At 40.0% G+C, this 24,678-nt stretch carries 24 protein-coding genes; 18 read left to right on the plus strand and 6 right to left on the minus strand.

What is annotated here, in order from left to right; genetic code table 11:
• Positions 1 to 596 precede the first annotated feature (596 nt).
• From petA to QMA12_RS16965, 10 genes are all read left to right on the plus strand, one after another.
• Positions 597 to 1,187 carry a ubiquinol-cytochrome c reductase iron-sulfur subunit gene (petA, locus tag QMA12_RS16920; RefSeq protein ID WP_087533109.1) on the plus strand — a complete coding sequence of 197 codons (591 nt, stop codon included), beginning with the start codon at positions 597 to 599 and terminating at the stop codon, positions 1,185 to 1,187.
• Positions 1,187 to 2,452, plus strand: coding sequence for a cytochrome b N-terminal domain-containing protein (locus QMA12_RS16925; RefSeq protein ID WP_087533108.1), 1,266 nt, complete (start codon positions 1,187 to 1,189; stop codon positions 2,450 to 2,452). Before petA ends, QMA12_RS16925 begins: the two co-directional genes overlap by 1 nt.
• Positions 2,449 to 3,192, plus strand: a complete 744-nt coding sequence (locus QMA12_RS16930; protein WP_087533107.1) for a cytochrome c1 — start codon at positions 2,449 to 2,451, stop codon at positions 3,190 to 3,192. The genes QMA12_RS16925 and QMA12_RS16930 overlap by 4 nt, the downstream gene beginning before the upstream one ends.
• A gap of 79 nt (positions 3,193 to 3,271) precedes the next feature.
• Positions 3,272 to 3,898: a stringent starvation protein SspA gene (gene sspA / locus QMA12_RS16935; protein WP_087533162.1), complete on the plus strand. Its 627-nt coding sequence runs from the start codon at positions 3,272 to 3,274 to the stop codon at positions 3,896 to 3,898.
• Positions 3,898 to 4,341 (plus strand): ClpXP protease specificity-enhancing factor, encoded by a 444-nt coding sequence (locus QMA12_RS16940; protein ID WP_087533106.1) that lies wholly within the window; start codon positions 3,898 to 3,900, stop codon positions 4,339 to 4,341. Before sspA ends, QMA12_RS16940 begins: the two co-directional genes overlap by 1 nt.
• Positions 4,342 to 4,568: 227 nt before the next feature.
• Positions 4,569 to 6,641, plus strand: coding sequence for a M13-type metalloendopeptidase (locus tag QMA12_RS16945; protein WP_290209462.1), 2,073 nt, complete (start codon positions 4,569 to 4,571; stop codon positions 6,639 to 6,641).
• Positions 6,642 to 6,832: 191 nt separating this feature from the next.
• Positions 6,833 to 7,714, plus strand: a complete 882-nt coding sequence (locus QMA12_RS16950; protein ID WP_290209463.1) for an NTP transferase domain-containing protein — start codon at positions 6,833 to 6,835, stop codon at positions 7,712 to 7,714.
• Between the two features lie 49 nt (positions 7,715 to 7,763).
• Positions 7,764 to 8,837 (plus strand): aminoglycoside phosphotransferase family protein, encoded by a 1,074-nt coding sequence (locus tag QMA12_RS16955; protein WP_087533103.1) that lies wholly within the window; start codon positions 7,764 to 7,766, stop codon positions 8,835 to 8,837.
• 136 nt (positions 8,838 to 8,973) lie between these two features.
• On the plus strand, positions 8,974 to 10,347 hold the full coding sequence (locus tag QMA12_RS16960) for a Gfo/Idh/MocA family oxidoreductase (protein ID WP_290209464.1): 1,374 nt from the start codon (positions 8,974 to 8,976) through the stop codon (positions 10,345 to 10,347).
• A gap of 110 nt (positions 10,348 to 10,457) precedes the next feature.
• Positions 10,458 to 11,231: a YggN family protein gene (locus tag QMA12_RS16965; RefSeq protein WP_087533101.1), complete on the plus strand. Its 774-nt coding sequence runs from the start codon at positions 10,458 to 10,460 to the stop codon at positions 11,229 to 11,231.
• Positions 11,232 to 11,295: 64 nt separating this feature from the next.
• Here QMA12_RS16965 and QMA12_RS16970 read toward each other — a convergent pair whose 3' ends face one another.
• Both QMA12_RS16970 and rsuA read right to left on the minus strand, forming a co-directional pair.
• Complete coding sequence (locus QMA12_RS16970; RefSeq protein ID WP_290209465.1) at positions 11,296 to 12,924, minus strand: methyl-accepting chemotaxis protein; 1,629 nt, start codon at positions 12,922 to 12,924, stop codon at positions 11,296 to 11,298.
• Positions 12,925 to 13,038: 114 nt separating this feature from the next.
• On the minus strand, positions 13,039 to 13,737 hold the full coding sequence (gene rsuA, locus QMA12_RS16975; protein ID WP_087533161.1) for a 16S rRNA pseudouridine(516) synthase RsuA: 699 nt from the start codon (positions 13,735 to 13,737) through the stop codon (positions 13,039 to 13,041).
• Positions 13,738 to 13,800: 63 nt separating this feature from the next.
• On the opposite strand from rsuA, the gene zapE reads away from it, so the two are divergent.
• The gene (zapE, locus tag QMA12_RS16980) at positions 13,801 to 14,901 is read left to right on the plus strand and encodes a cell division protein ZapE (protein WP_254911208.1); all 1,101 of its coding nucleotides are present in this window, start codon (positions 13,801 to 13,803) and stop codon (positions 14,899 to 14,901) included.
• Positions 14,902 to 14,954: 53 nt separating this feature from the next.
• Here zapE and QMA12_RS16985 read toward each other — a convergent pair whose 3' ends face one another.
• Positions 14,955 to 15,284: a 5-carboxymethyl-2-hydroxymuconate Delta-isomerase gene (locus QMA12_RS16985; protein ID WP_087533099.1), complete on the minus strand. Its 330-nt coding sequence runs from the start codon at positions 15,282 to 15,284 to the stop codon at positions 14,955 to 14,957.
• Between the two features lie 9 nt (positions 15,285 to 15,293).
• On the minus strand, positions 15,294 to 15,881 hold the full coding sequence (locus QMA12_RS16990) for a hypothetical protein (RefSeq protein WP_087533098.1): 588 nt from the start codon (positions 15,879 to 15,881) through the stop codon (positions 15,294 to 15,296).
• Between the two features lie 122 nt (positions 15,882 to 16,003).
• Between QMA12_RS16990 and QMA12_RS16995 the strand changes: the two genes are divergently transcribed.
• From QMA12_RS16995 to QMA12_RS17020, 6 genes are all read left to right on the plus strand, one after another.
• Positions 16,004 to 16,474 (plus strand): CreA family protein, encoded by a 471-nt coding sequence (locus QMA12_RS16995; RefSeq protein WP_087533097.1) that lies wholly within the window; start codon positions 16,004 to 16,006, stop codon positions 16,472 to 16,474.
• Between the two features lie 9 nt (positions 16,475 to 16,483).
• A complete protein-coding gene (locus tag QMA12_RS17000; protein WP_290209467.1) occupies positions 16,484 to 17,266 on the plus strand; it encodes a hypothetical protein in 783 nt (260 codons plus the stop codon).
• A 4-nt stretch (positions 17,267 to 17,270) separates the two neighbouring features.
• Entirely contained in the window at positions 17,271 to 17,894 is a 624-nt protein-coding gene (locus QMA12_RS17005) for a LysE family translocator (RefSeq protein WP_087533159.1), read from the plus strand.
• 12 nt (positions 17,895 to 17,906) lie between these two features.
• Entirely contained in the window at positions 17,907 to 18,401 is a 495-nt protein-coding gene (locus QMA12_RS17010; RefSeq protein ID WP_087533095.1) for a gamma-glutamylcyclotransferase family protein, read from the plus strand.
• A 20-nt stretch (positions 18,402 to 18,421) separates the two neighbouring features.
• A complete protein-coding gene (locus QMA12_RS17015) occupies positions 18,422 to 19,966 on the plus strand; it encodes a serine hydrolase (protein ID WP_290209470.1) in 1,545 nt (514 codons plus the stop codon).
• A gap of 69 nt (positions 19,967 to 20,035) precedes the next feature.
• The gene (locus tag QMA12_RS17020; RefSeq protein WP_087533158.1) at positions 20,036 to 20,953 is read left to right on the plus strand and encodes a histone deacetylase family protein; all 918 of its coding nucleotides are present in this window, start codon (positions 20,036 to 20,038) and stop codon (positions 20,951 to 20,953) included.
• Here the strand turns inward: QMA12_RS17020 and QMA12_RS17025 are convergent.
• The gene (locus tag QMA12_RS17025; RefSeq protein ID WP_290209473.1) at positions 20,939 to 21,235 is read right to left on the minus strand and encodes a hypothetical protein; all 297 of its coding nucleotides are present in this window, start codon (positions 21,233 to 21,235) and stop codon (positions 20,939 to 20,941) included. The genes QMA12_RS17020 and QMA12_RS17025 overlap by 15 nt on opposite strands.
• A 75-nt stretch (positions 21,236 to 21,310) precedes the next feature.
• Here QMA12_RS17025 and QMA12_RS17030 point away from each other — a divergent pair, with 75 nt between their 5' ends.
• A complete protein-coding gene (locus QMA12_RS17030; RefSeq protein WP_290209475.1) occupies positions 21,311 to 23,830 on the plus strand; it encodes an EAL domain-containing protein in 2,520 nt (839 codons plus the stop codon).
• Here QMA12_RS17030 and QMA12_RS17035 read toward each other — a convergent pair.
• Complete coding sequence (locus QMA12_RS17035) at positions 23,802 to 24,611, minus strand: DUF2797 domain-containing protein (protein ID WP_290209477.1); 810 nt, start codon at positions 24,609 to 24,611, stop codon at positions 23,802 to 23,804. The two genes, QMA12_RS17030 and QMA12_RS17035, sit on opposite strands and share 29 nt — an antisense overlap.
• Positions 24,612 to 24,678 lie beyond the last annotated feature (67 nt).

A 24,678-nucleotide genomic window follows, 5' to 3' on the forward strand; every position in this document is an offset into this window, starting at 1 on the left:
ACTCGCAAACTCGCAAACTCGCAAACTCGCAAACTCGCAAACTCGCAAACTCGCAAACTCGCAAACTCGCAAACTCGCAAACTCGCAAACTCGCAAACTCGCAAACTCGCAAACTCGCAAACTCGCAAACTCGCACTTTTTATAAGTAACCAGCAAACTCATATCAAATTTACGCCTAATAATTAACCTGCTTAGGCCTTTACTGCGTATAACTTTAAAAAAAGTTCAATAATAATCATAATAAGTGTAAATCCATCAGTTAATTGGTGGATTTTTTTGCTACAATTGTCTGGCAAGTAATGTGAGTGAGTTCAACAGCACCATCTGCAGTTTATCTGCTTCCGCTTAGTGGGGTTGATCTCGGTCAGTATATTGTTTTTGTAAAAGTAATATCATAAAAACGGCTGTATGCTCGAGCTGACTTAGTCAACGGGTTGATAAAGTCGGGAATATTCGAGCATGAAGCTGTTAATAACCTTGTTTTAATCAGGGGTTTTAATTATGATCGCTTCTATTTTAAAATTTCTAAAAATTAAATTGCTGTAACTGATGTTCTCAATATAGCAAGTGTTGGGAATCATAGTGGAGATAAGTGGATGAGCAATGCGCCTGTAGACAATGGCCGACGTCGCTTTTTAACCATAGCTACCTCTGTTGTTGGTGGTGTTGGTGCGGCTGGGGCTGCTGTTCCTTTTATTGCGTCTTGGAATCCAAGTGAGCGAGCTAAATCTGCGGGTGCGCCTGTAGAAGTAGATATCAGCAAACTTGAGCCAGGGCAATTAATACGTGTCGAGTGGCGTGGTAAACCTGTATGGGTTGTATCACGGACCCCAAAAATGCTTGAGCAGATGAAAGCTCACGAAGGTCAACTTCGTGATCCGCAATCGCAAGAGCCACAACAATTAGAATCGTCAACTAATGACTACCGTTCAATACGTCCAGAGATTTTTGTCGCTGTAGGTATTTGTACTCATTTAGGGTGTTCGCCTGGTTTCCTTAACGGTGGCTTTGGTGAAAAAGTAGAAGGCACGGATGATGGTTTCTACTGTCCATGTCATGGTTCTAAATTTGATATGGCTGGCCGTGTATTCCAAGCGGTACCTGCACCATTAAATTTAGAAATACCACCTTATACTTTTCTTGATGAGACCACTATTTTAGTGGGCGAAGAAAAAGGGGTAGCCTAATGTTTGGTAAGATTATTGGTTGGATCGACGACCGTATCCCAATGACTCGTGTTTGGAACATGCATATTGCACAGTATCCAGCACCTAAAAACTTTAACTTCTGGTACTTTTTTGGCTCGTTAGCCATGTTAGTGCTAGTTAACCAAATCCTAACCGGTATTTGGTTAACGATGAACTTTGTGCCTTCAGCTGAAGGTGCGTTTGCATCTGTTGAATACATCATGCGTGATGTTGAATACGGCTGGTTGTTACGTTATTTGCACTCAACGGGTGCGTCAGCGTTTTTCATCGTTGTATATCTACATATGTTCCGTGGCATGATCTACGGTTCTTATCAAAAACCACGTGAATTACTGTGGTTGTTTGGTATGTTTATCTTCCTAGCATTAATGGCTGAAGCGTTCATGGGTTATTTATTACCATGGGGTCAAATGTCATTTTGGGGTGCACAGGTAATTATTTCATTATTCGGAGCCATTCCGGTAATTGGTGATGACTTAACATTGTGGATCCGTGGTGACTATGTAATATCTGGTGCAACGCTTAACCGCTTCTTTGCATTGCATGTTATTGCCTTACCATTAGTTATTGTTATCTTAGTGTTCTTACACATTGTTGCACTTCACGAAGTGGGTTCAAATAACCCTGACGGTGTTGAAATTAAGCGTAAGAAAGGCTCTGTAGCTGAAGAAGATAAGCCTAAATTTAAATTCCATGAGTATTACACTGACAAAAAAGACATTGTTGATGCGATACCGTTCCACCCATATTACACTGTAAAAGATATTATGGGCGTGGTTGGTTTCTTAATTTTATTCTGTTGGGTTGTGTTCTTTATGCCAGCGATGGGTGGGTTCTTTTTAGAAGCGCCGAACTTTGAGCCGGCAAACCCACTGAAAACGCCTGAACATATTTTCCCAGTTTGGTACTTTACGCCATTCTATGCAATCTTACGTGCAATCCCTGATAAGTTAATTGGTGTTGCGGCGATGGGTGCATCGATTGTGGTACTTGCACTATTACCTTGGATTGACCGTGGTACAGTGAAATCGGTTCGTTACCGTTGTGGCTTCCATAAATGGAACATCGCAGGCTTTGTGGTTACTTTCGTTTTACTTGGTTGGGTGGGTGCAACTCCTCAAACTGATTTGAAAACGATTATCTCACAAGTGTGTACTGTGACTTACTTTATGTTCTTCGTACTGTTATTTGTATACAGTAAGAATGAAAAAACTAAGCCATTGCCAGAGAGGTTAACGAAATGATGAAAAAGCTAATTATCGGTTTATTTGCTTTATCAATAAACGTATTACCGGCAATGGCGGCTGGCCCGTCAGTTCCATTATTGGAAGCAGGTAATGACTTAACTGATCAGCCTTCGTTGCAACGTGGTGCTAAGTTGTTCATGAACTACTGTCTTGGTTGTCACCAAATGCAGTATCAACGTTATGAGCGTACTTTCCGCGATATAGGTATTCCGACTGAAGTAGGGCAAGAGCAACTTATTTTTGACGGTTCAAAAGTTGGTAGCCACATCACTAATTCGATTGAAAAAGATGATGCTGAAAAATGGTTTGGTGCGGCTCCGCCGGATCTAACAAATGTTGCGCGAGTGCGTGGCAGTGATTGGATTTACACCTATTTAAAATCGTTTTATAAAGATGAATCTCGCCCGTTCGGTGTAAATAATACGTTATTTCCATCGGTAGGTATGCCGCATGTTCTGCAAGAGCTGCAAGGTTTACCGACACCTATCATTGAAGATGTACAAGAACATGGTCACACTGTGACTAAAGTTGTTGGCACTAAAACTGATGGTACTGGCGAATTAAGTGTAGATGAGTATGACCAAGCTGTTCGTGATTTAACGAATTTCCTCGAGTATGTAGGTGAACCTACACGTCTTGAATCGGAAGCGCTTGGCCTTAAGGTAATCGGATTTTTAATTATCCTATTTATCTTGTCATTTATGCTGAAGAAAGAATACTGGAGAGATGTTCATTAATTTTGAACGTTTTTAAAGGTAATTTTGCAATAGGGGCTTAAGCCCCTATTGCTGTTTTTGTTATTTAATGGAGGTAGGCATGGCCGTAGCTGCCAATAAGCGCCCTGTAATGACCCTTTTTTCTGGTGCTAACTGTATGTATAGCCACCAAGTGCGTATTGTACTTGCTGAAAAAGGCGTAAGTGTAGACATTCATCTGGCTGAAAAGGATAACTTACCAGAAGCACTTCATGAAATTAATCCTTACGGTACAGTGCCAACACTGATCGACCGTGAGCTTGGTTTATATCAGGCAAACATCATCATGGAATACCTTGATGAGCGTTTTCCTCATCCTCCACTAATGCCAGTATATCCGGTAATGCGTGGTCGTAGCCGTTTGATGATGCATCGTATCGATACAGACTGGTATAGTTTAGCTGCAAAGATTTACGCAAACGGTGCTGAATCAGCACAAGCACGTAAAGAACTAACAGAAGCGTTACTTGCTGTATCAGCAATCTTCACTGAAGCGCCATATTTTATGAGCGAAGAATTCAGTTTAGTTGATTGTTACTTAGCGCCGCTATTATGGCGTTTACCAGAGCTTGGTATTGAGCTTAATGGTGCTGGTTCTAAAGAGATGAAAGAATACATGATTCGTTTATTCGAACGTGAATCTTTCCAAGCATCTCTGACTGAAGCAGAACGTGAGATCCGTTTGTAATGACGCCTAATCGTCCTTATTTACTTCGCGCATTTTTTGATTGGATTGTCGATAATCAATGTACACCCCATTTAGTGGTGAATGCTGATTTTCCTGCTGTGCAAATACCAACGCAATTTGTCCAAGATGGTCAAATTGTATTGAATATTAGTCCTTCAGCCGTCACGCAGTTTTCGATGGATAAACAACAATTAAGTTTTAATGCCCGTTTTGGCGGACAGCCGATGCAGGTATATGTACCATTAGGTGCTGTACTTGCAATCTATGCTCGCGAGAATGGAGAAGGCACAGTATTTACCGCAGATGAGTTTTTAGAGGACGAAGACGACTTTGCTACTGAGCTTGAAAGTGTTGATTTAGACGAAGAGTTTATCGCTGATGATGAACCTACACCGCCTAAACCAGACAAGAAAAAAGGCTCACATTTACGCGTTATAAAATAACTTGTAATTGATAAAAAAAACCGCTTTTTAGCGGTTTTTTTGTATCTTGAATTTGGGTCAACAAAATTAGCTGACACGACTTGATAGATTTTGTTACATATTAAAGACAGTCGTTTTAACTTGCTGGTTTATTGTTATCACTAACAGGTTTAAGATATGCGAGCGAATCGCTTTTTGAAGTATTTTACTTCTGAATATTTTAATAATATCTAACAATCGAGACTCTCATGAAAAAAGTAACTCTTAGCGCTGCAAGTATTGCGCTGGCTTTAGGGCTGGTTGGCTGTGGTGATAAACAAGAACAAACAAATGCACCTGAGGCCACAGTACAAACAGCATCTGTTGAGCAATTAAATTCAGGTATTGAATTGACGAACATGGATAAATCAGTTCGTGCCCAAGATGATTTTTACTACCATGTAAATGGTCAGTGGTTAGAAACGACTGAAATTCCAGGTGATAAATCTAACTATGGTTCATTTACTCAACTTTATGATGACTCGCAAAAAGCCATGAAGGCGGTGCTTGAAAAAGCTGCTGCGAATAAAAATGTTAAGCCAGGCAGTGACGAATCTAAATTGGCCGCTTTTTATAATAGTTACATGAACGAAGCTCAGCGTGAAGAGTTAGGCATTAAGCCGTTATCACCAATTTTGACAAATATTGATGCCGTTAACGCTAAATCTGATTTAGTATCTTTAATGGCGCAATTGCGTATCCAGGGTGGCAGCGTACCGTTTGGTTGGTATGTAAATAACGATGCAAAAAACTCAAGTGAAAATGCTTTATATGCATATCAATCAGGATTGGGCTTACCTGATCGTGATTACTATATCAAAGATGATGAAAAGTTTAGCAAAATCCGCGAGCAATACCTCACTTATGTTACACAAGTATTAGAGCATGCAAACGTTAAAAATGCCCAGCAAGCTGCAAGTAACATTCTTGCTCTTGAAAAGAGAATTGCTGAGGCGCAATGGAGCCGCGTAGAAAGACGCGATGCAACCAAAACTTATAATAAAATGTCGGTTGTTGATGCAAGTAAACTAACCGGGGAATTTGACTTAGTCGAGTACTTTAAAGCGTCAGGTGTTGATACCGCAGATATAATCGTGGGTCAACCAAGCTATTTTGAAAAGTTTGCAGATATTTATAAAGATACCGACTTAGCAACTTGGCAGCATTACCTTAAATTTCATTTTGTAAGTAACTATGCGAATTTATTAAATAAAGACTTAGTTGATCTTAACTTCGACTTTTACAGTACTACTTTACGAGGTGTAAAAGAGCAAGCACCACTGTGGAAGAAAACAGTTGATGCATCCAATAGTGTATTAGGTGAGATCCTAGGTAAAGTCTACGTTAAAGAAAACTTTCCGCCAGAAGCAAAAGCGCGCATGGAAGAGCTTGTTGATAACGTTATTCGCGGATATGCTGTAGCCATTGAAAATCTAGAATGGATGAGCCCAGAAACTAAACTTGCAGCGAAAGAAAAACTGGATAAATTTACACCGAAAATTGGCTACCCTGATAACTGGAAAGATTATTCAGAGCTTGAAATTAAAGCGGATGATCTCGTAGGTAACTATATACGCCATAGCCAGTGGTCTTATGCAGATATGACTGCAAAATTAGGTCAGCCTGTTGATCGCTCTGAATGGCACATGACACCACAAACTGTAAATGCTTATTATAACCCTGTAAATAACGAAATTGTATTTCCAGCAGCAATTCTACAGCCACCATTTTTTAACTTAGAAGCGGATGATGCGGTCAATTATGGTGCGATAGGTGCTGTGATTGGCCACGAACTTGGTCATGGTTTTGACGACCAGGGAGCTAAATACGATGGTGACGGCAATCTTCGCAATTGGTGGAGTGAGTCAGATCTTAAGCAGTTTGAAGAGCGTACAGGTCAGTTAGTTGCTCAATATAACGAATATAAACCATTTGAAGATGCCAGTGTTAATGGTGAACTCACGTTGGGTGAGAATATTGGTGATCTGGGTGGATTAACGGTAGCTTATACAGCTTACCAGCTATCACTAGGGCAAACCAAAGCGCCTTTAATTGATGGCTACACAGGCGACCAACGCTTCTTTATGGGCTGGTCACAAATTTGGCGCCGTAAATACCGTGATGAAGAACTACGTAACCGTTTAATGACGGATCCACATTCACCGAGCCATTATCGTGTAATTGGTATTTTGTCTAATATGCCTGAGTTTTATCAAGCGTTTGATGTAAAAGAAGGTGATAAAATGTACATTAAACCAGAGGAACGGGTAAAGATCTGGTGATCACAAATCTATATCAAGCATAAATTAATGTACGCGAATTCTTAATTCATGCCTATTTTAGATTAGCTTTAAAACGGTGACTTAGTACTAAGTCGCCGTTTTTGTTGGAGTAATACCCAACTCCCTCACAGCTTAGATTTGATAAGTAAAACTGGTACAATTATTTACAATAGAGCAATATTAGGTAAAACATGGAAAGTACAAAACATGCATTAAGTTTAGTGGTTCTAGCAGGTGGTCTAGGCAGTCGCTTTGGTGGTAATAAGCAAATAGCAGAGATCACAGGCTTAGGCTGCACGATTATGGAGCTGAGTATTCACGATGCTTACGCTGCAGGCATTACACAAGTTGTGCTTGTTATTAATCAAGCCGTAAGAGCTGAAATTGAGAACACAATTCTACCTCGATTACCAGCGCAGCTAGAAGTAATATTAGTAGAGCAGCGTATTGATTTAATACCAAAACAATTTGCTGATATAGCTAAGCACCGCACAAAACCGTGGGGCACTGGACATGCGTTATTGTGTGCTAAAGAATATATTCATAACCCTGCGATTGTGATCACCGCTGATGATTATTATGGCGCAACGTCATTCAAATTAATCAGTGAGCATTTTAAAAATCAATCAAATTGGGCCATGGTCGGCTATCCTATTGCTGATACTTTATCCGCTGAAGGGGGGGTGAACCGCGGTGTTTGCCAAATTCAAAGTGAGTGCCTTCAGGGAGTGGTTGAGTATTTAAATATAAAAGATGAAAATGGAGATTTGATGGGGGATACACCCACTGGCATTCGAGAGAAAATTGACAATAACGCTTTAGGTTCGATGAGTTTTTGGGGCATTACGCCCGCTTTATTTGATGGTTTAGAGCGGGGCTTTTTTGAGTTTCTGCAAAAACATGACAGCGGTGTCAAAATGGAGTATTATTTACCCGATCAAATACAAAAGTTAATTTTAACAAACAAACAAAAAGTGTCTGTATATATTGCACAAGAGCCTTGGTATGGCGTGACATATAAATCAGAATTACAGGAAGTTGCAGAAAAGTTATATGAGTTACGCCATGGATGAGTTATCCCCGATATTGCCCTGTTCTGGGCGAAATAATAGTGAAATAAGTATGAAGTCAAACCCCGTTGCGGTTTACTTGTCTGAGCGTTTTGGCTTGGGCAATGAACTTGTTAGTATGAAGCCAATCGGCAATGGCCATATAAATAGTACCATGCTGTTAACTGCTGAAAATAAATCCTTGGTTGTGCAAAAGTTAAATACTGAGGTGTTCCCTGAGCCTGAAATGTTGGTTAAGAACGCACGTTTAATTGAAGGTCATTTATCGCAAAAACATCAACTAGGTGACTATGATTTAGACATCATTCGTCATGTACCGACCCAGGCGAGCGATTTTTTAGTAGATTGTGATAATGGTGTGTGGCGCGCACTCGAATTTATTGGCGGCAGTTATAGTGAAGATGTAGTTGAAAATACTTCACAAGCAGAAATTGCCGCCAATGCATTTGGCCAATTTGCCGTGGCATTAGAAGATTTTGATGCCGAGCAGTTGCACCATGTGATCCCTGATTTTCATAATCTAGCAATGCGAGCTGAGAAGTTAAAATCTGTGATTGCCAGAGACCCTGTTAATCGTTTGACGAGTTGCCAAGCTGAGGTCGATTTTTGTTTATCGCAACTTGGTTTAGTTGATGAGCTAAAAAAATTGCGTGGTGTAGTTCCAGTAAGGCCTTGCCATAACGACACTAAAATCAATAACATGCTTTTTTGTAATAAGTCTCACGCTGCAAAAGCGGTGATTGATTTAGATACCTGCATGCCGGGTTATTGGCTGTATGATTTTGGCGACATGGTACGCACTTTTTGCTCTCCAGAGGAAGAAGATTCAACGAATCTTGATAACGTACGCGTACGCGAAGAGATTTTCGCTGCTGTAGTGAAAGGCTATGTTGAACCATTAAAAGGTTTGATAACCGAGCAAGAAAAGCAAAGTTTTTGGCTAGGCACTAAAGTAATGACTTTTATGATAGGTTTGCGTTTTCTAACTGATTACATTGATGGCGACAACTACTTTGCAATTAAACATGAAAACCACAACCTTGAGCGAGCGCAAAACCAGTTTGCTCTGTACCGTGATATTTTAGCAAAAAAGCAAACGCTTAAAGCAATTTTAAGTGATGTTTAATTACTAAGCCTAGGGTATTTTTACGCTAGGTTTAACTTTCCCGATTCATCTCATTTTTTTGTGAACTACCTTGGTCTACTTTACCTAATCACCTATTTTAGGTAAGTTGCATTGAGGTTAATCAAGGATAAAAATAATGAAGCAGTTTAATCGTAGAGATTTTCTCAAAGCCGCCAGTGCAGCCGCTGCTGCAAGTGTTGTGACAGGCTGTGTTAGTAGTAACACAGCTAATACTGTTTTCGCACCCACTCAGCAAGGCCAGTCTGTTATCGGCTTAGTAGCCCCTAAGATGGATGTTGTCAGAGTTGCCTTTATTGGTGTGGGTCAACGCGGTTTTGGTCACGTAAAGCGAATGAGCCATATTGATGGTACACAAATCGTCGCAATTTGTGACACCCATGATGAAGTATTACAACGTTCAGCCAATTATTTAACCCAGAATGGGCTAGCAAAACCAGCCCTGTACTCTGGCACTGATAAAGCTTATCAACAAATGCTAAACCGTGATGATATCGATATTGTCATTATTTCAACCCCGTGGGCGTGGCATGCGCCGATGGCTATAGACACAATGAACAGCGGTAAACATGCGTTTGTAGAAGTACCACTTGCATTAACAGTTGATGAAATGTGGCAAATTGTAGATACAGCAGAGCGCACACAAAAAAATTGCATGATGATGGAAAACGTCAACTATGGTCGTAATGAGTTGATGGTGCTTAACATGGTTCGCCAAGGCGTGTTTGGTGAGCTATTACATGGCGAGGCTGCCTACATTCATGAGCTGCGTTGGCAAATGAAAGAACTCGATCATAAAACAGGGTCGTGGCGAACGGCTTGGCATGCTAAGCGTGACGGAAACCTATACCCAACTCACGGCTTAGGGCCTGTTTCTCAATATATGAATATTAACCGTGGTGACCGTTTTGATTTTTTAACCTCTATGAGTTCACCGGCACTGGGTCGTCAAGCTTACGCTAAACGAGAGTTTCCCGAGGGACATCAGCGCAATCAGCTTAAATATATAGCTGGTGATATGAACACAACATTGATTAAAACAGTGAAAGGACGCAGTATTATGGTACAGCATGATACAACTACGCCAAGGCCTTATTCTCGTCATAACTTAATTCAAGGCACCAATGGTGTATTCGCCGGCTTCCCTAACCGAATTGCACTTGAAGAGGGGAGCTCTAAAAGCTTTCATGAGTGGGATTATGAAATGGCTGATTGGTATAAACAATACGACCATCCACTATGGACTAAAATGGGCGAAGAAGCACAGCGCAACGGTGGCCATGGGGGCATGGATTTCTTAATGTTTTGGCGCATGATTTATTGTTTACGTAATGGCGAACCTTTAGATCAAGATGTATACGATGGTGCTGCTTGGTCAGTTATATCTCCACTATCAGCCGAATCTGTAGGTAATCGTAGTGCATCGATTGATATTCCTGACTTTACCCGTGGAGCATGGCAAACAGCACAACCACTTGGGATTGTGAGTTGACACACTTTTGAAACTAGCTAGAGAAAATGTGTTCTAGCTCGTTTCTCTTGCATAAAATTGTTTTTTTGTTAACCTAGCCGCCTTCCATGTTTTGTCTTTTTGAGGTGTTTATGGCGTTTTTATCTCGCTCGATATTGGCGTTGTCTATAGCACTTTCAAGTCCTTTCGCTTTTTCTCAAGTCCAATGTGAAGTTGAACTTAGTCACGGCCTTATTATCACCGATGACGTAATTCGTATTGTCGATAAAGGGCAAACGCGAGTTCAAATAAATAATAATAACCAACTTTTTATTCGCGGCTATTGGATAGATTTAAGTAATGAAGAAAGCCAAGTATTGGAGCAGTTCAGTAAAGGAATACGAGATACCGTCCCTGAGCTGGTAGAGCTCGCTACAGATGGTGTTAACCTCGGTTTAAGCGCCATTGAACAAGTTGTTGAGGGTATGTCAGATAAAGAGCCTGAAGTGCTTAAAACACAATTACAATACGTTGAGCGCGCGTTAATGGATAAGTTTAAACGTGGCGATGATTTCTTTTTTATTGCGCCACAATCACTATCTAAAATTGATGATTTTTTTACCGAAGAGATAAGTAAAAAAATTCACTCTGCAGTTCATGGCTCATTAGGTGCTATTTTAGTATCGCTGGGTGATGCATTTAAATCTCGCGAAGGTAACATCGAGGATCGTATTAATGATATGGGCCAGCGGATGGATATTATCTCGAAAGAAATTGATAAGTCGTTGCAAAAAAAAGCGCATCAGCTTGAGCTTAAAGCCTCTGAGTATTGTGAGTGTTTAAACTCATTAGATGTAACAGAGTCACGTTTACAAATGATCGTGCCAGACCTTGCTGACTTCGACCTAGTACAAATAAAATCGTAAAACAATAAAAAACCCGCGTTTATTTAGCGGGTTTTTTAAGGGAAGGTATTTACCTAAAAGCTAACTAAGACCTAAACTTATCAGTCTCAGCCTCCAAATTATTGGTTAGCCCTTTAATTAAATCTGTTGCTGCATGCGCTTGATGTGATACGTCAGCAGTCTGTGAGGCTGTATCTGAAATAGTCACGATTCTTTTTGCAGTATCTTCACCAGCATCAAGTTGCTCTTTTGCTGCAATCGCTATTTGATGACTCATTTGTGCTATGGCACTTAATGACGAAGCTACTCGTTGCAGCTCCTCACTAGCATGTTTTGATTTAGCAACGGTTTGTTCGCTAGTAGTAATGCTTAGGTTAACAGAGGTCTTAGCATCTTGGGTGGCGGTTTGAAGCTTGCCAATCATGTTACGTATTTCTTCTGTACTGGTTTGAGTACGTTGTGCAAGCCCTCTAACTTCATCGGCCACCACCGCAAAGCCTCTGCCTTGCTCTCCTGCTCGTGCGGCTTCTATCGCTGCATTAAGCGCAAGTAGGTTGGTTTGCTCAGCTATGCTTTGAATAACGCTTAGCACATTTGCGATATTATTTACTTCATCATCAAGAAGTTGGATGTTATTGCCAGCGCTATCAATTTGTTGCTCTAAAAGAACTATGGTATCCGCAGCCTCTGTGGTTAAGTGATTTGCGTTTTGACCTTGGCTTTCAGCTTCTTGCACCGAGTGGGCTGCTTGCTCGGCATGTTCAACCACTGTTTGCGCTGATGCTGTAAGCTCGGTGATTGCTGAGGCAACCATGTGGGTTTCTTCATTTAGACTACGAGTTAGCTTATCAAGCTCAGTAGAGCGCGATTCGTTATCTACGCTTTGACTTTTAAGGCTGTCAGTTACATCTTTAATACTACCAACAACACCTCGTAAGCCCTGTTGCATATAATGCATCGCAGCTATAATACTTTCTGGCGGCGCATCTGTTCGAATATGTGAGTTTAATTTGCCTCGAGATACCTGTTTTACAATATCAATAACTTCATCAACTTCACCACCGAGTGCATTGCTCAATGAAATACCAAAGCGAGCTATTGCAATAGTTAGTGCAACTGCAATAATTAAGGATAGACCAAGTAACCACTTTGCGGTATTCCAATAACGTTCATTAACTTCTTTTTCACTGATACCAGTGCCAATATACCAGCCAAATAATGGGGTCTTTTGTACAACTGAGGTTAAATTAACGATGTCTCCGTCTCTGACAGAATCCCAGTGATATGTAATAATTGTGTTTGTTTTATTACCAACTAATCGTTCAACTATTCGTCCAATACTGTTGCCTTTGGCATCTTTAAAGTCATTAAAGCTGGTATTGTGAAGCTGCGGGTCATGAGGAGCGGCTATAAAGTTTAATTTATCATCAACAACATAAACATACTCAGAGTCATGATATTTGTTCTCTTGTAACACTTGTGTTGCTAATTGTTGGGCCTGTTGATTACTTAATTGACCTTTTTCTACCATCTCTTCGAATTGCAACACGATGTTACTGGTGCTTTTCATAAGTTGGTTTATCCGCGCAATATTATCGCTTTGGCTTGCATGACTTAATGATTGTAATCCTAATGTTGCGATTGCAATTAATGCAATAAAAATTGCAATTGCAAAGATCGCTATTTTTGTTTTTAGTGGTAGACCTGAATGCACAATGTAACCCCTTATCATGTATGCCTAAGTAATTTCTACCACGTTTTTCGTCGATTTGTTAGTTTTTATTAATAAAAAATGACAACGCTATCATGAAATATTATCAAGATTATATTAAAGTTGTTGTTCTTGTTCTGTAAGGGGTCGATATTCTCCTTGAGCAAGACAATGGTCAAGTTCAATGTTTGCTATTTTTTCTCTATGCAATTCAACTACTTTATTATTTACAGCGGCAAGCATTCGCTTAACTTGATGGTATTTACCTTCGCTGATCGACAAGCGTAAACTGTAGCTGGCCAAGGCCTCTGCTTTAGCTGGCCGAGTAAGAGCTTTTTCATTGTGTAATTGCACCCCTTGGCGAAGCTGCGCAAGTGCATCATCAGTCAATGGCTCTTGAGTTTCAACCAAGTAACTCTTGAATTTATTGTGTTTAGGTGAAGTGATTTTGTGCGACCAATCGCCGTCATTGGTAATTAAAACTAGCCCTGTGGTATCTATATCAAGGCGGCCAGCAACATGAAAATCATTCATATTAGGCTCATCGAGCAAGTCAAAAACGGTTGGGTGTAATTCATCAGTGTTGGCACACACATAACCCGCCGGTTTATTGAGCATAAAATAGCGTTTTCCTAAAAATATCAAGGCTTCATCAAACCATAATACTTCATCAGTTTGACTAATTGGGTGATCAAATGCGGTTACAGTTTCACCATTTATCGTTGCGTTTTTTTGCTTTATTCCTGCTTTTGCTTTACTGCGCGGTATTTGAGCTAGGTGGCTAATAAATTTATCTAAACGACATGGAAATTTCATTGGGTTCACATTTTTAGTCGGCTACAATGGCGCGAGTATAGCCGATAGTAAGCAGCCAGAACAGTGTCACAAATACAAATTTTAGCCACCTACCAGCAGCGTGTAGAGCAAAAAGAGTTACAGTATGATCAAGCTCAACTAACAGCGGTCAATGCCTTGCAAAGTCTTGCTGAAAGTTTAGTTAAAAAACGTGTTTGGTGGCAAACACAACCAAAGGTTCGGGGCGTGTACTTACATGGTCCGGTAGGCCGTGGAAAGTCGATGTTGATGGACTTATTTTATCATCAGTTAAGTGATGATAAAAAAATACGACTGCATTTTCATCATTTTATGGTACAAATTCATCAACGGCTAGGGCAGTTACAAGGCAGCAAAAACCCATTAGAAATCATTGCTAAAGAATGGCGCCATAGTGTTAACGTTTTGTGCTTTGATGAGTTTTTTGTCAGTGATATTGGTGATGCTATGCTGATGGCAGGGTTATTCAAAGCACTCTTCAAGCAGGGACTTATTCTTATTGCAACCTCAAACTGTCATCCCGACGAATTATATAGGAACGGCTTACAACGAGTGCGCTTTTTACCAACTATAAATTTACTCAAAGAGCACTGTAAAGTGATTAGTGTAGAAGGGAAATTCGATCATCGTTTTCGGTATGGTCATCAATTTAAGTATTATTTTATTAATGATGATGTAGCACTTACGATGCTCTTTGAACAACGTGAAATTAAACTCAATTCGCACTCTAATTTAAATGTATGTCATCGGCCTATTCACTTTATACATCTAGCAAAAGAGGCTATTCTGTTTGATTTCATGGCTTTGTGTTCAGGACCGAGAAGCACTGCTGATTATATTTTTTTAGCAGAGCATTTTGAACGAGTATATATTGCGAATGTTCCCGTCATGGGAAGTAGGGCAACAGGCAAGCAGATAGTGCATGGCATTGAAGACAGTTATCAACGCGAGAAGCAAGACTTACAAGAGCATACTTTAGATGATGAAGCGCGACGCTTTATAGCCTTAGTTGATGAGTTTTATGACCGAGGTAAATTATTAGTTATAAGCACCCAAGTTGACATGGCTAACTTATATTGCGGTAAAAAGTTAGCCTTTGAATATGCACGAACAGAATCCAGATTAGTTGAAATGCAAAGCTGGTGATACAGAATAATCATTAACTATAAATATATCTAAACTTAAAACATACAAAGAGCTTAACACTTTCGGTAAGTGTCGCTGTTATTCTCATAAATATTAACGCTCAAGCTGTAGGATTTTCTGCAATAGGTGCGCAGGCAGTTAAGTAATCGCTCACTGAGATCTTGTTTTTCTGTTGTTGTTCGACCTGCCATTATATAAGCCGCGATATAGATAAAGCCGTCTTTACCTTCGCCTAATTGATAATGTTGGTAGGCGATGGCGCGAGTTTTAATGGTTGATAATTCAAATAAACCACTCTCAAAGGTAGTTTGATGTACTTTATCAACTAAAACTTGTGGTAAAAGTGGTAAGTCTTCAGAGTGTTCGATCACAACATGGGGCATTGAGGGCTCCTAAAAGCGGTAAGTAAAACCTAAACTTGTTTGAAATTGGTTTAGTACGTCGCCATCGAAATGCCATAAACATTGATCATCTTCGTCAGTGGGCAAAGTGCAGTTAACCGTGCTTTCGTTGTTAACTATAGTTGCCAACCAGCGGGTTTCAAATAAAACTCGGGCTTTATCACTAAATAAATATTCAATGCCGCCATATATGCCGCTGGCAAAGAATACGTCATTACTTGTAAAATTAGTTTGTACATAATTGGCGCCTACTTGAGCACCTACATAACTATTTATATGATTACTTAACGCGACTTCAACCGCACTTTGGAATAAAAAGTATTTCATGGTTACTTCTTTATCCTCAGTGTTTTCAAGCTCGTTGTTACTTTGTGCAAAGTAAAAGCCATAGCGGGCACGGTCAATATTACGGTCAATACTAAAAGCGAAGTGGTTGCCGTCATTAATTTCAACTTCAAGTGCTTCTTTGGTTTCTAATGTTTGGTTAAAGTTTTTACCAGCATAGAGGCTTACAGAGTAATCATCGTGGGCGTAAGCCGTGGCAGTTAAAAAACACAGCGGGATGAGTATTTTTTTCATTGTATTGCAGCTCGTTGTTGAAGAATTTTTCAGTTACTATTGAAGCATAGCTACTATAAAAATGTAACCACGCAGCGCACTATTGTAGTGGGTTTGTTGACACATTGAATAAAAGGAATGGTATGAAATCATTAAAAGTAATTAGTCTATTAGGGTTATTGGCTTTACAAGCAGGGTGCTCAGACGATGCTGCATCAGTAAGTTTAGGGTTATTTACTACTAAAGATATTAAGGTCGTGTCTCAGCAAGATCCGTTGGTTACAGGGGTGACTTGCCACATTAGTCATATTGAAGCTAACTTAGATTTCTCAGACCCTTCGGATATGTCAATTGCGTGTCGCCAAACGGGCCCTATTACTGCTGAGCAACTTCAAGGTATCGACCGAAGTAAATCGGGTGAAGTGGTTTTTAAATCATCGAAAAGTATTTTATTTAAATCATTAAAAGTACGTCGAATTTATGATGCACAAACACGGTCTTTATTGTATCTATCGTATTCAACTAAAGAGTCTACAGGTAGTCATCATCATGCATTATCGACGGTACCTTTGTATAACACGCAAGCTTGGCAATGGGCACAAGAGCAAGAATAAGAGCATTTTATGTTAGCGTTATTTAAACCCAAACCACTGTTAGAAGCACAAGAACAACAATGGCTTATTGACACATTTATTTGGACCGTGGAAAACTTCGATAGTGATTTTTTTCACAATCATACGCAGCTTATTTTACCTAACCATAAGTTTTTTCCGGACTCTGTATCGAGTATTGAAGAAATGGCTAGTAAGGTATTTGAACGCGTTTCGGGTTATGCTGGTATGCAGGCATGGCCTATTCAACTTGTAGGGCCTGCGCAATTACAACCGCAAGTATTTCCGCATTTTGTATTTAATGAATACTTACGTGGCGAAGCGAGTCAGTTAATAGTACCTCCTCCACATAAAGTTAATGTGTCGTTTAACCCAAATCAAATAAACCAACCACAAGATTTAGTAGCGAGTTTTGCAGGCACATTAGCAACCATTATGATTCACCATGTGGGTGTATTACCCCCCGGCGGTAAAGAGTTTTTGCCACAAGCCAGTGATGCATTAGCGTGCTTTTTAGGCTTTGGTGTAATGATGAGCAATACCGTTTACCAATTTAAAGGTGGATGTGGTTCTTGTTATAACCCGTATGCTAATAGACAAGCGGCATTAACCGAATCACAAACATTATTTATGCATGCACTTGTGTGTCACTTTAAAGGGCATAGAGATTCTAAAAAGTATTTAAAGCCTCATTTACGCAGTCAATTTAAAAAGGCGCAAAAAGAAATTAAAGCTGTAATCAATGACACAGCAAACCCTTTGCTTTTAGCTCTTGATGATAAAAAAGCGGGGTGAACTTTTGAATTACTTAGATGAATTTCTACTGATCGCATTAGCTCATTTTTTTGCTGTAGCAAGCCCAGGGCCAGATTTTGCAATTGTGCTCAAACAAAGCATTCAACACGGACGGCGTAATGCGCTATGGACTAGCTTTGGCGTAGGCTTGGCGATCTTGCTGCATGTGGGTTATTGCTTATTGGGGGTAGCGGTATTATTAGCTCAATCACCCTCTGTATTTATGGCATTAAAATACTTAGCAGGCGCTTATTTAGCGTATATAGGATTTCAAGCGTTACGAAGTGCTAAACCTGAAGAGAATACTCGCGAAGAAGTATCACAAACGCAAAGTGAAGAATCAGTCTGGATTGCGTTTCGTCGTGGCTTTTTAACGAATGCGCTAAACCCTAAAGCGACATTATTCTTTATGTCGTTATTTACCTTGGTGATCAGTCAAACAACACCGCTTTTGGTGCAAGCAGGTTATGGTCTGTACATGGCAGTAGCAACCTGGCTTTGGTTTTCATTTTTATCATTGGTGTTATCTAAATCTAATGTACGTGGATTTTTTCAAAAAAGTGGTTATTGGTTCGATCGTGGTATCGGTGTGATTTTAATCGCATTAGCAATACGCGTAGTTTTATAGGAGTAAACAAGCATGGCACTTTATAATTTTTCGTTTGGCTCAAATATGTCGTCAAATCGCTTATTAGCACGTCTTCCTGAAGTTAAACGCATAGGGACCGCACGCTTAATGGGGTATGAGTTAACGTTTGATATGGTCAGCCTTGATGGATCTGGTAAGTGCAGTGTAAGAAAAAGTACAGTCCAAGATGCACAAGTGTATGGCGTGGTATACCAAGTAACGGCAGATGAAAAAGAGATTCTCGATGCGATTGAAGGACCGCGTTACGATTGTGTTGAAGTTGAAGTTATTTTACTCGATGGCAAAAAAATAGCCGCACATTGCTATATTGCAAACACCACAGATGCAACAATCCTACCCTATGACTGGTATATAGAGCACGTTCATCGCGGAGCGCTTGAAGCGGACTTGCCAAATGAGTACAGTGAAAACATAAAGTCTCGGCCCACCCGCCAAGATAGCGATAAAGTACGTGCAGCTGTTGAGTTTGCCGTACATCAACAATAAAAAATACGCCAAGGAATGTTATGAAATTAACAAAACTCGCCATTACAGCCTCATTGTTAACTGGCTTTGCATTTAATAGCCATGCAGAGATAGACACTAAACAGCTCAATCAAGTGATTGAAAACTCAATGGCACGCTTTGATGTCCCAGGGATGGCTGTCGCTGTTGTTGAAAATGATAAAGTGGTATTTGCTAAAGGCTTTGGTGTAAGCCATTTAAATACAGGAAAAAAAGTTAATAAAAATACTTTATTTGGCATAGCTTCAAATACTAAAGCTTTTACTGCAGCTGCGTTGGCTAAATTAGTCGATGAAGACAAAATTAGCTGGGATGACAAAGTGATCGATCATCTACCTGAGTTTCGTTTATACGACCCTTACGTCACCCGAGAAATGACTATTCGTGATTTATTGAGTCACCGCAGTGGTTTAGGTTTGGGTCAAGGCGACTTAATGATCTGGCCTGATACTGATAAATCAGTAGAAGAAATCTTAGCAGGTTTAAAGTACTTAAAACCGGCGAGCAGTTTTCGTAGTAAATATGCTTATAACAACTTAATGTTTGTCACTGCAGGCGAAGTGGTTGCGCGTGTTTCTGGTATGAGCTGGAACGATTATATCGAGAAGAATATTTTGCAGCCACTAAAAATGGAAAACTCACGTGCTGGCTTTTCACGTATCCCAAGTAGCAATAAAAACTGGGCGACGGGTCATATTCCTATGGATGGGAAATTAAATCCATTTTTTGTTAATTACTTAGAAGACTTTCGTGGTGCTGGAGCAATTGCATCAAGTGTTAGTGATATGAGCCAGTGGCTTCGTACGCAACTTGCTGGTGGCAAGATGCCAAATGGTGAGCAACTCTTTAGTGAAAAACAGCAAGCGCAAATGTGGCACCCACATATTACTTCTATGGCGTCAGAAAAAGCATATGAAGCGTATCACCAACAGTTTAGGGGATATGGTTTAGGTTGGAGTATTGAAGATTTCCACGGGGTTAAAAAGCTTGCACACGGCGGTGGGATTTTAGGCATGGTATCGCAGGTAACCTTGGTGCCCGAGAAAAATCTAGGGATTGTCATTCTCAGTAATCAGCAAGCTTTTAGCGCACTATCTGCGATTACTTACGAAGTGCTAGAGGATGCCTTTGACCTTGAAGATAAAGATTGGGTTGAAGATTTAGCAAAAAAACACTTTGAAGGTAAACAAAAAGCGTACGCAAATGCAGAGCCTGAAGCCCCGGCAGATTATCAGCCACAACTACCAAATATCAGCTATACAGGCACGTTACATGATGATTGGTATGGTGATGTGATCATAGAGGAATTAGATGGCAAGTTACGAATAGACTTTACCCATACTAAACGTTTAAAAGGACAGCTTGAGCACTACACAGGTAATACCTTTATCGTGAAATGGGATGAGAAGTTATTAGAAGCTGATGCATTTATTCAGTTTCAAATGAGTCCTAAGAATCGTGTACAAAGTGCAGATATGCGCGCAGTATCAACGTCGGTTACAGACTTTAGCTTTGATTTTAGAAACCTAAATTTACAAGCAAAGTAAACCAAAGTCGCAGAGCCACCATTAGGTGGCTTTGTTATTATGGCTCGATTAACTTATTTGGAGCTTGGTATGCGTACCGCGATTATTTCTCATCCACATTGTCGTAAACATAAAATGATTGACGATCATCCTGAGTGCCCAGAGCGTTTGGATGCTATTGCTGATCGTTTATTGGCAAGCGGACTCGATGTCGCAGTACAACAAAAACAGGCCCCAAAAGCACAGCGTGAACATTACCTATTAGCCCATGATGAATCGCTGGTAAAGCACGTAGAAAACACCTTACCAACCGAAGGGCTTGTGTCGCTTGATGGTGATACATGGTTATGCCCAGACTCTCAAAAAGCGGTTGAACGCGCAGTAGGTGCAGGGTTACTTGCCGTTGATGAGATTTTAGCTGATAACCTCGATGCCGCTTTTTGCTCGGTTAGACCGCCAGGTCACCATGCTACTCGCGCGACATCTGCCGGTTTTTGTGTTTATAACAATTTGGCCATTGCGGTAAAGTATGCACAAAGCAAAGGGGTGAAGCGTATTGCCATTGTTGATTTTGATGTTCACCACGGTAATGGTACCCAAGATATTTTCATTAATGATGATTCTGTGTTGTTTTGTTCGTTATTTCAATATCCATTCTATCCCAATACCGCAGTTGAGAATAACGCAACGCTGGTTAATTCACCGCTGCCGATTGCCAGTGATGGTTCAGATTTAAAAGCATTATATGAGCAACAGTGGTTACCTAAACTAACTAACTTTAAGCCTGAGCTTATTTTTATAAGCGCAGGTTTTGATGCCCACCTTGAAGATGATATGGCAAGTTTAAAATTTGTAGAAGACGATTATGCTTGGCTGACTGAGCAATTAGCTACGCTAAGTAAGCAGCTTGATTGCAAAGGTATTATCTCTTATCTCGAAGGGGGATATGCGCTTTCAGCTCTTGGTAGAAGCGCAATAGCTCATGTAAAAGCGTTAGTCGATAGCTAGTAATGTAAAGGCTTGAGCAGGTGTAAGGGTATCTATTTTTCCGAGACAACACTGTCCCTCTTTAACTAAATAGTTTTTCACAAGCTCAGCGAGCTCCTCGCTAGAGCGTTCTTTTGCCGGCCTCCCCGAGAGTGTTAGATAGCCTCTATTTTTATCTAATAACACAACGGTTTCTTTTTGTTTATCATACACACCATAAAGCAAATCATTGATATCGCTCGCATGTTCTATGATGTCTATTTCATTATTATAAATTAGTAATTGAGGCTGAAAGTCACTCATTTTTTGTCCTAAATCAAATAGTAGCCTGTTGCTTAATTTATACTCATAGGTTCTATTGTGCAAAAGAATTTGAAGATGCCTAAAAGTAGTCGCTATCAAAAAGTCTGTGATGTATTTACTAACAAAGTTATTGCCTGCTCTAAGGAAACCCATCTTATAGAAGCTGTAAAGCTAATGCGAGCACATAATGTTAGCGCTATTTTTATTGAAGAACAGCAAGAGGTTATAGGTGTCTGGACTGAATCTGATTGCATGAAACTTGATTTTACTTATCAAGAGATTAAAGGGCTAACAATTGGTTGTGTGATGTCGAGCCCTGTATTGAGTATTTCAAGTCAACGGTTATTGAGTGATGCAGCGTTAGTATTTCATCAAAATAGTGTACGCCATTTATTGGTGACAGACGAAAGTGGTCTTGTATGTGGTGTAATTAGCGTAAGCGATATTGTGCGTAATCAAGGGCTGGATCATTATTTACAGTTTAGAGCGATCAACGATCAATATAATAAAGATGTGTTAATTGTCTCGAGCCAGATGATTGTTACTGATGCTATTAAACTAATGCGGGAACGTAATGATAAAGCGATTTTAGTTTTTAATGAACAGCTACAAGAGCACGGTATTATTACCCAGCGTGATCTGTTAAGCCTTATACTAGAGTATCAAAATGGTGGCATATGCTGGGACTTTGCCTGTAGACCTACCTATCAAATCAGTTCTACTGGTAGTTTATTTGATGCTTATCGGTTGATGTCTAGTAATAATGTACGCCACCTAGTTGTTGTTGATAATAATAACGTTATGGGGGTGCTGTCTTTAGAGCATTTAATCAATGAGATTGAAAGTGCATACTGCTGCGAGCTTGAAAAAGTGCTTGAGCAACGAGATGCCGCACTACAACATTCGCAGAGTAACCTTTACCTAGCAAATAAAATTATAGACTCTTCTCTTGATGGCATTATGATCACTTCGCAAGAAGGGATTATTATTCAAGTTAACCCTGCTTTTACTCAATTAACGGGCTATAAAGAGTTTGAGGTCATCGGCAAGCGGCCTAATATTCTTAGCTCAGGGCGCCATGATAAGCCGTTTTATATTGATATGTGGCATGAGATTACTACTAAGGGAGTTTGGCAGGGAGAGATATGTAACCGTAAAAAAAGCGGTGATCTTTATGTTGAATGGTTAACTATTATTGAAATAAAAGAGCTAAATAATGCAGATGTACTTTATGCTGCCATTTTTAGCGATATCACTGAGCGCAAAAATGCAGAAGAAAAAATAGTTCAGTTAGCTTATTTTGACGAGCTTACAGACTTACCCAATCGGCGTTTGTTTAACGATAGATTACAAATGGCACTCGCCACAGCACACCGTGATAGTACTCTGTTAGCGGTGATGTTTATCGACTTAGACCGCTTCAAAGAAATAAACGACACATTGGGCCATAGCGCTGGTGATTGCTTATTACAACTCGTTGCAAAACGTATTCAATGTGTTTTAAATGAAGGAGATACGCTTGCACGTTTAGGTGGCGATGAATTTGTACTATTGTTTGATGTGGATAGCTTTGAGTATGTTAGTGAAGTCGCAGAAACAATTCTGAATAAACTCAATACGCCATTTTTGCTCGATAGCGCACAAGTAGGTGTAACAGCTTCAATTGGTGCCGCTATTTATCCTGAAGATGGCCAAGATAGTGAAACGCTTTTAAAGCATGCTGATATTGCAATGTATCGCTCTAAAGAGCAAGGACGCAATTCGTTCCAACTATTTAAACCATCAATGAATGCACGATCTTTAGAGCGCTTAGCTATGATGAGCCGCTTTCAATATGCACTTGATAATGATGAGTTTGAGTTGTACTTTCAGCCTAAGCTAAACCTAAAAACAAACTGCATTCAGGGAGTTGAGGCTTTATTACGTTGGGACGACCCTACCTTGGGTATGATTTCACCTGCGCATTTTATTCCTTTAGCTGAAGAGCTAGGCTTGATCGTGCGTTTAGATTTATGGGTCATTGAGCAGGCAGGAAAAGAATTATCTAAGTGGCAAACCTTAGGTATAGATGCAGGGCGTTTAGCAATTAATATTTCAGCATGTCATTTAAGTCAGGGGAAATTGGTACAGCATATTGATCAGATGCTCAAACGTTATCAACTTCCAGGTAGTTTATTAGAGATAGAATTAACAGAAAGCAGTTTTATCAGTTCCTTTCCTCAAGCTAAAAAGCAATTACAGCAAATAAAGTCTTTGGGGGTCTATGTTGCCTTAGATGATTTTGGTACCGGTTACTCGGCCTTAAGTTACTTAACTAAGCTACCTTTTGATACATTAAAGATAGATGCTAGCTTTATTGCAAAAGTCCCAGATGAATACGGTAATAGTGAGATTGTGGCGGCCATTATTGCGCTAGCAAGTAATTTAAACTTACTTGTTGTTGCTGAAGGGGTGGAGAAAGCTTCACAACAAGCATATTTGTTGAGTTTAGGCTGTGATGTAATACAAGGATATCATTATTGCCGCCCTTTAGCGCAGCGGCAATGGGTTGATTTTTATATGCAGTTTAGCCAACAGTCACTTCATAAGAAGTAAACTTACGGATATTGATTACGCCATTATCAAAAATTAAATACTGGCCTTTTATACCTTGTAAAATACCGCTTACAACGGGGTCTTTGTCAAAATTAAACGATGTGATTTTAGTGGGGTACTGGGTAACAGGAAAATCTAAATCAACAATTTCTTCATCAAGTTGCTCTATCGCTGTTGCACCGAATAATTCTGCGAGCTCATTAAGTTTGTCTGCAATTTGCGGTATTAATTCAGCGGCAGCTACTTTTAGATCAAGCACATCATTTTGCCCTTTGAGCATATTACGCCAATTAGTTTTATCGGCAATAAACTGCGCTAATGCAACTTCAACTAAGCCAGATTGTAACCGAGTTTGTACCTTAAATATTGGTAATGCCTGAGTTGCACCTTGATCAATCCAGCGAGTCGGAATTTGCGTGTGGCGTGTAATTCCTACTTTTAGACCTGAGGTGTTAGCCAAATATACGTAATGTGGGATCATGCAGTTTTCTTCACCCCACTCTGGCTCTCGGCACGTGCCTTGGTCGTAGTGACAGGTCTCAGGCTTCATTATGCACATATCGCAGCTTGCTAGCTTACGCATGCAGACAAAGCAGTGTCCTTGAGAATAACTTTTTTTGGTTTTTTTACCACAATTTGAGCATAAAATTGTGCCACTAAAAGTGAGTGTTAGTTGTTTACCAATATAAGCATTCAAATCAACCAGCTTTTCACCTACAGGTAGGTGATATTGGATTGGTTGAGTAAGAGATGATTTTAACTTTTTAATAGTACCTTGCATCTTTACGCCCCTAAAGATGTTTAAAAAGGGGATTTTATCAGTAATCTGTAAAGTTGTGGTACTTTAA

This window comes from Pseudoalteromonas sp. APC 3893 (assembly GCF_030408095.1).
In the GTDB taxonomy this organism is placed as follows: domain Bacteria; phylum Pseudomonadota; class Gammaproteobacteria; order Enterobacterales; family Alteromonadaceae; genus Pseudoalteromonas.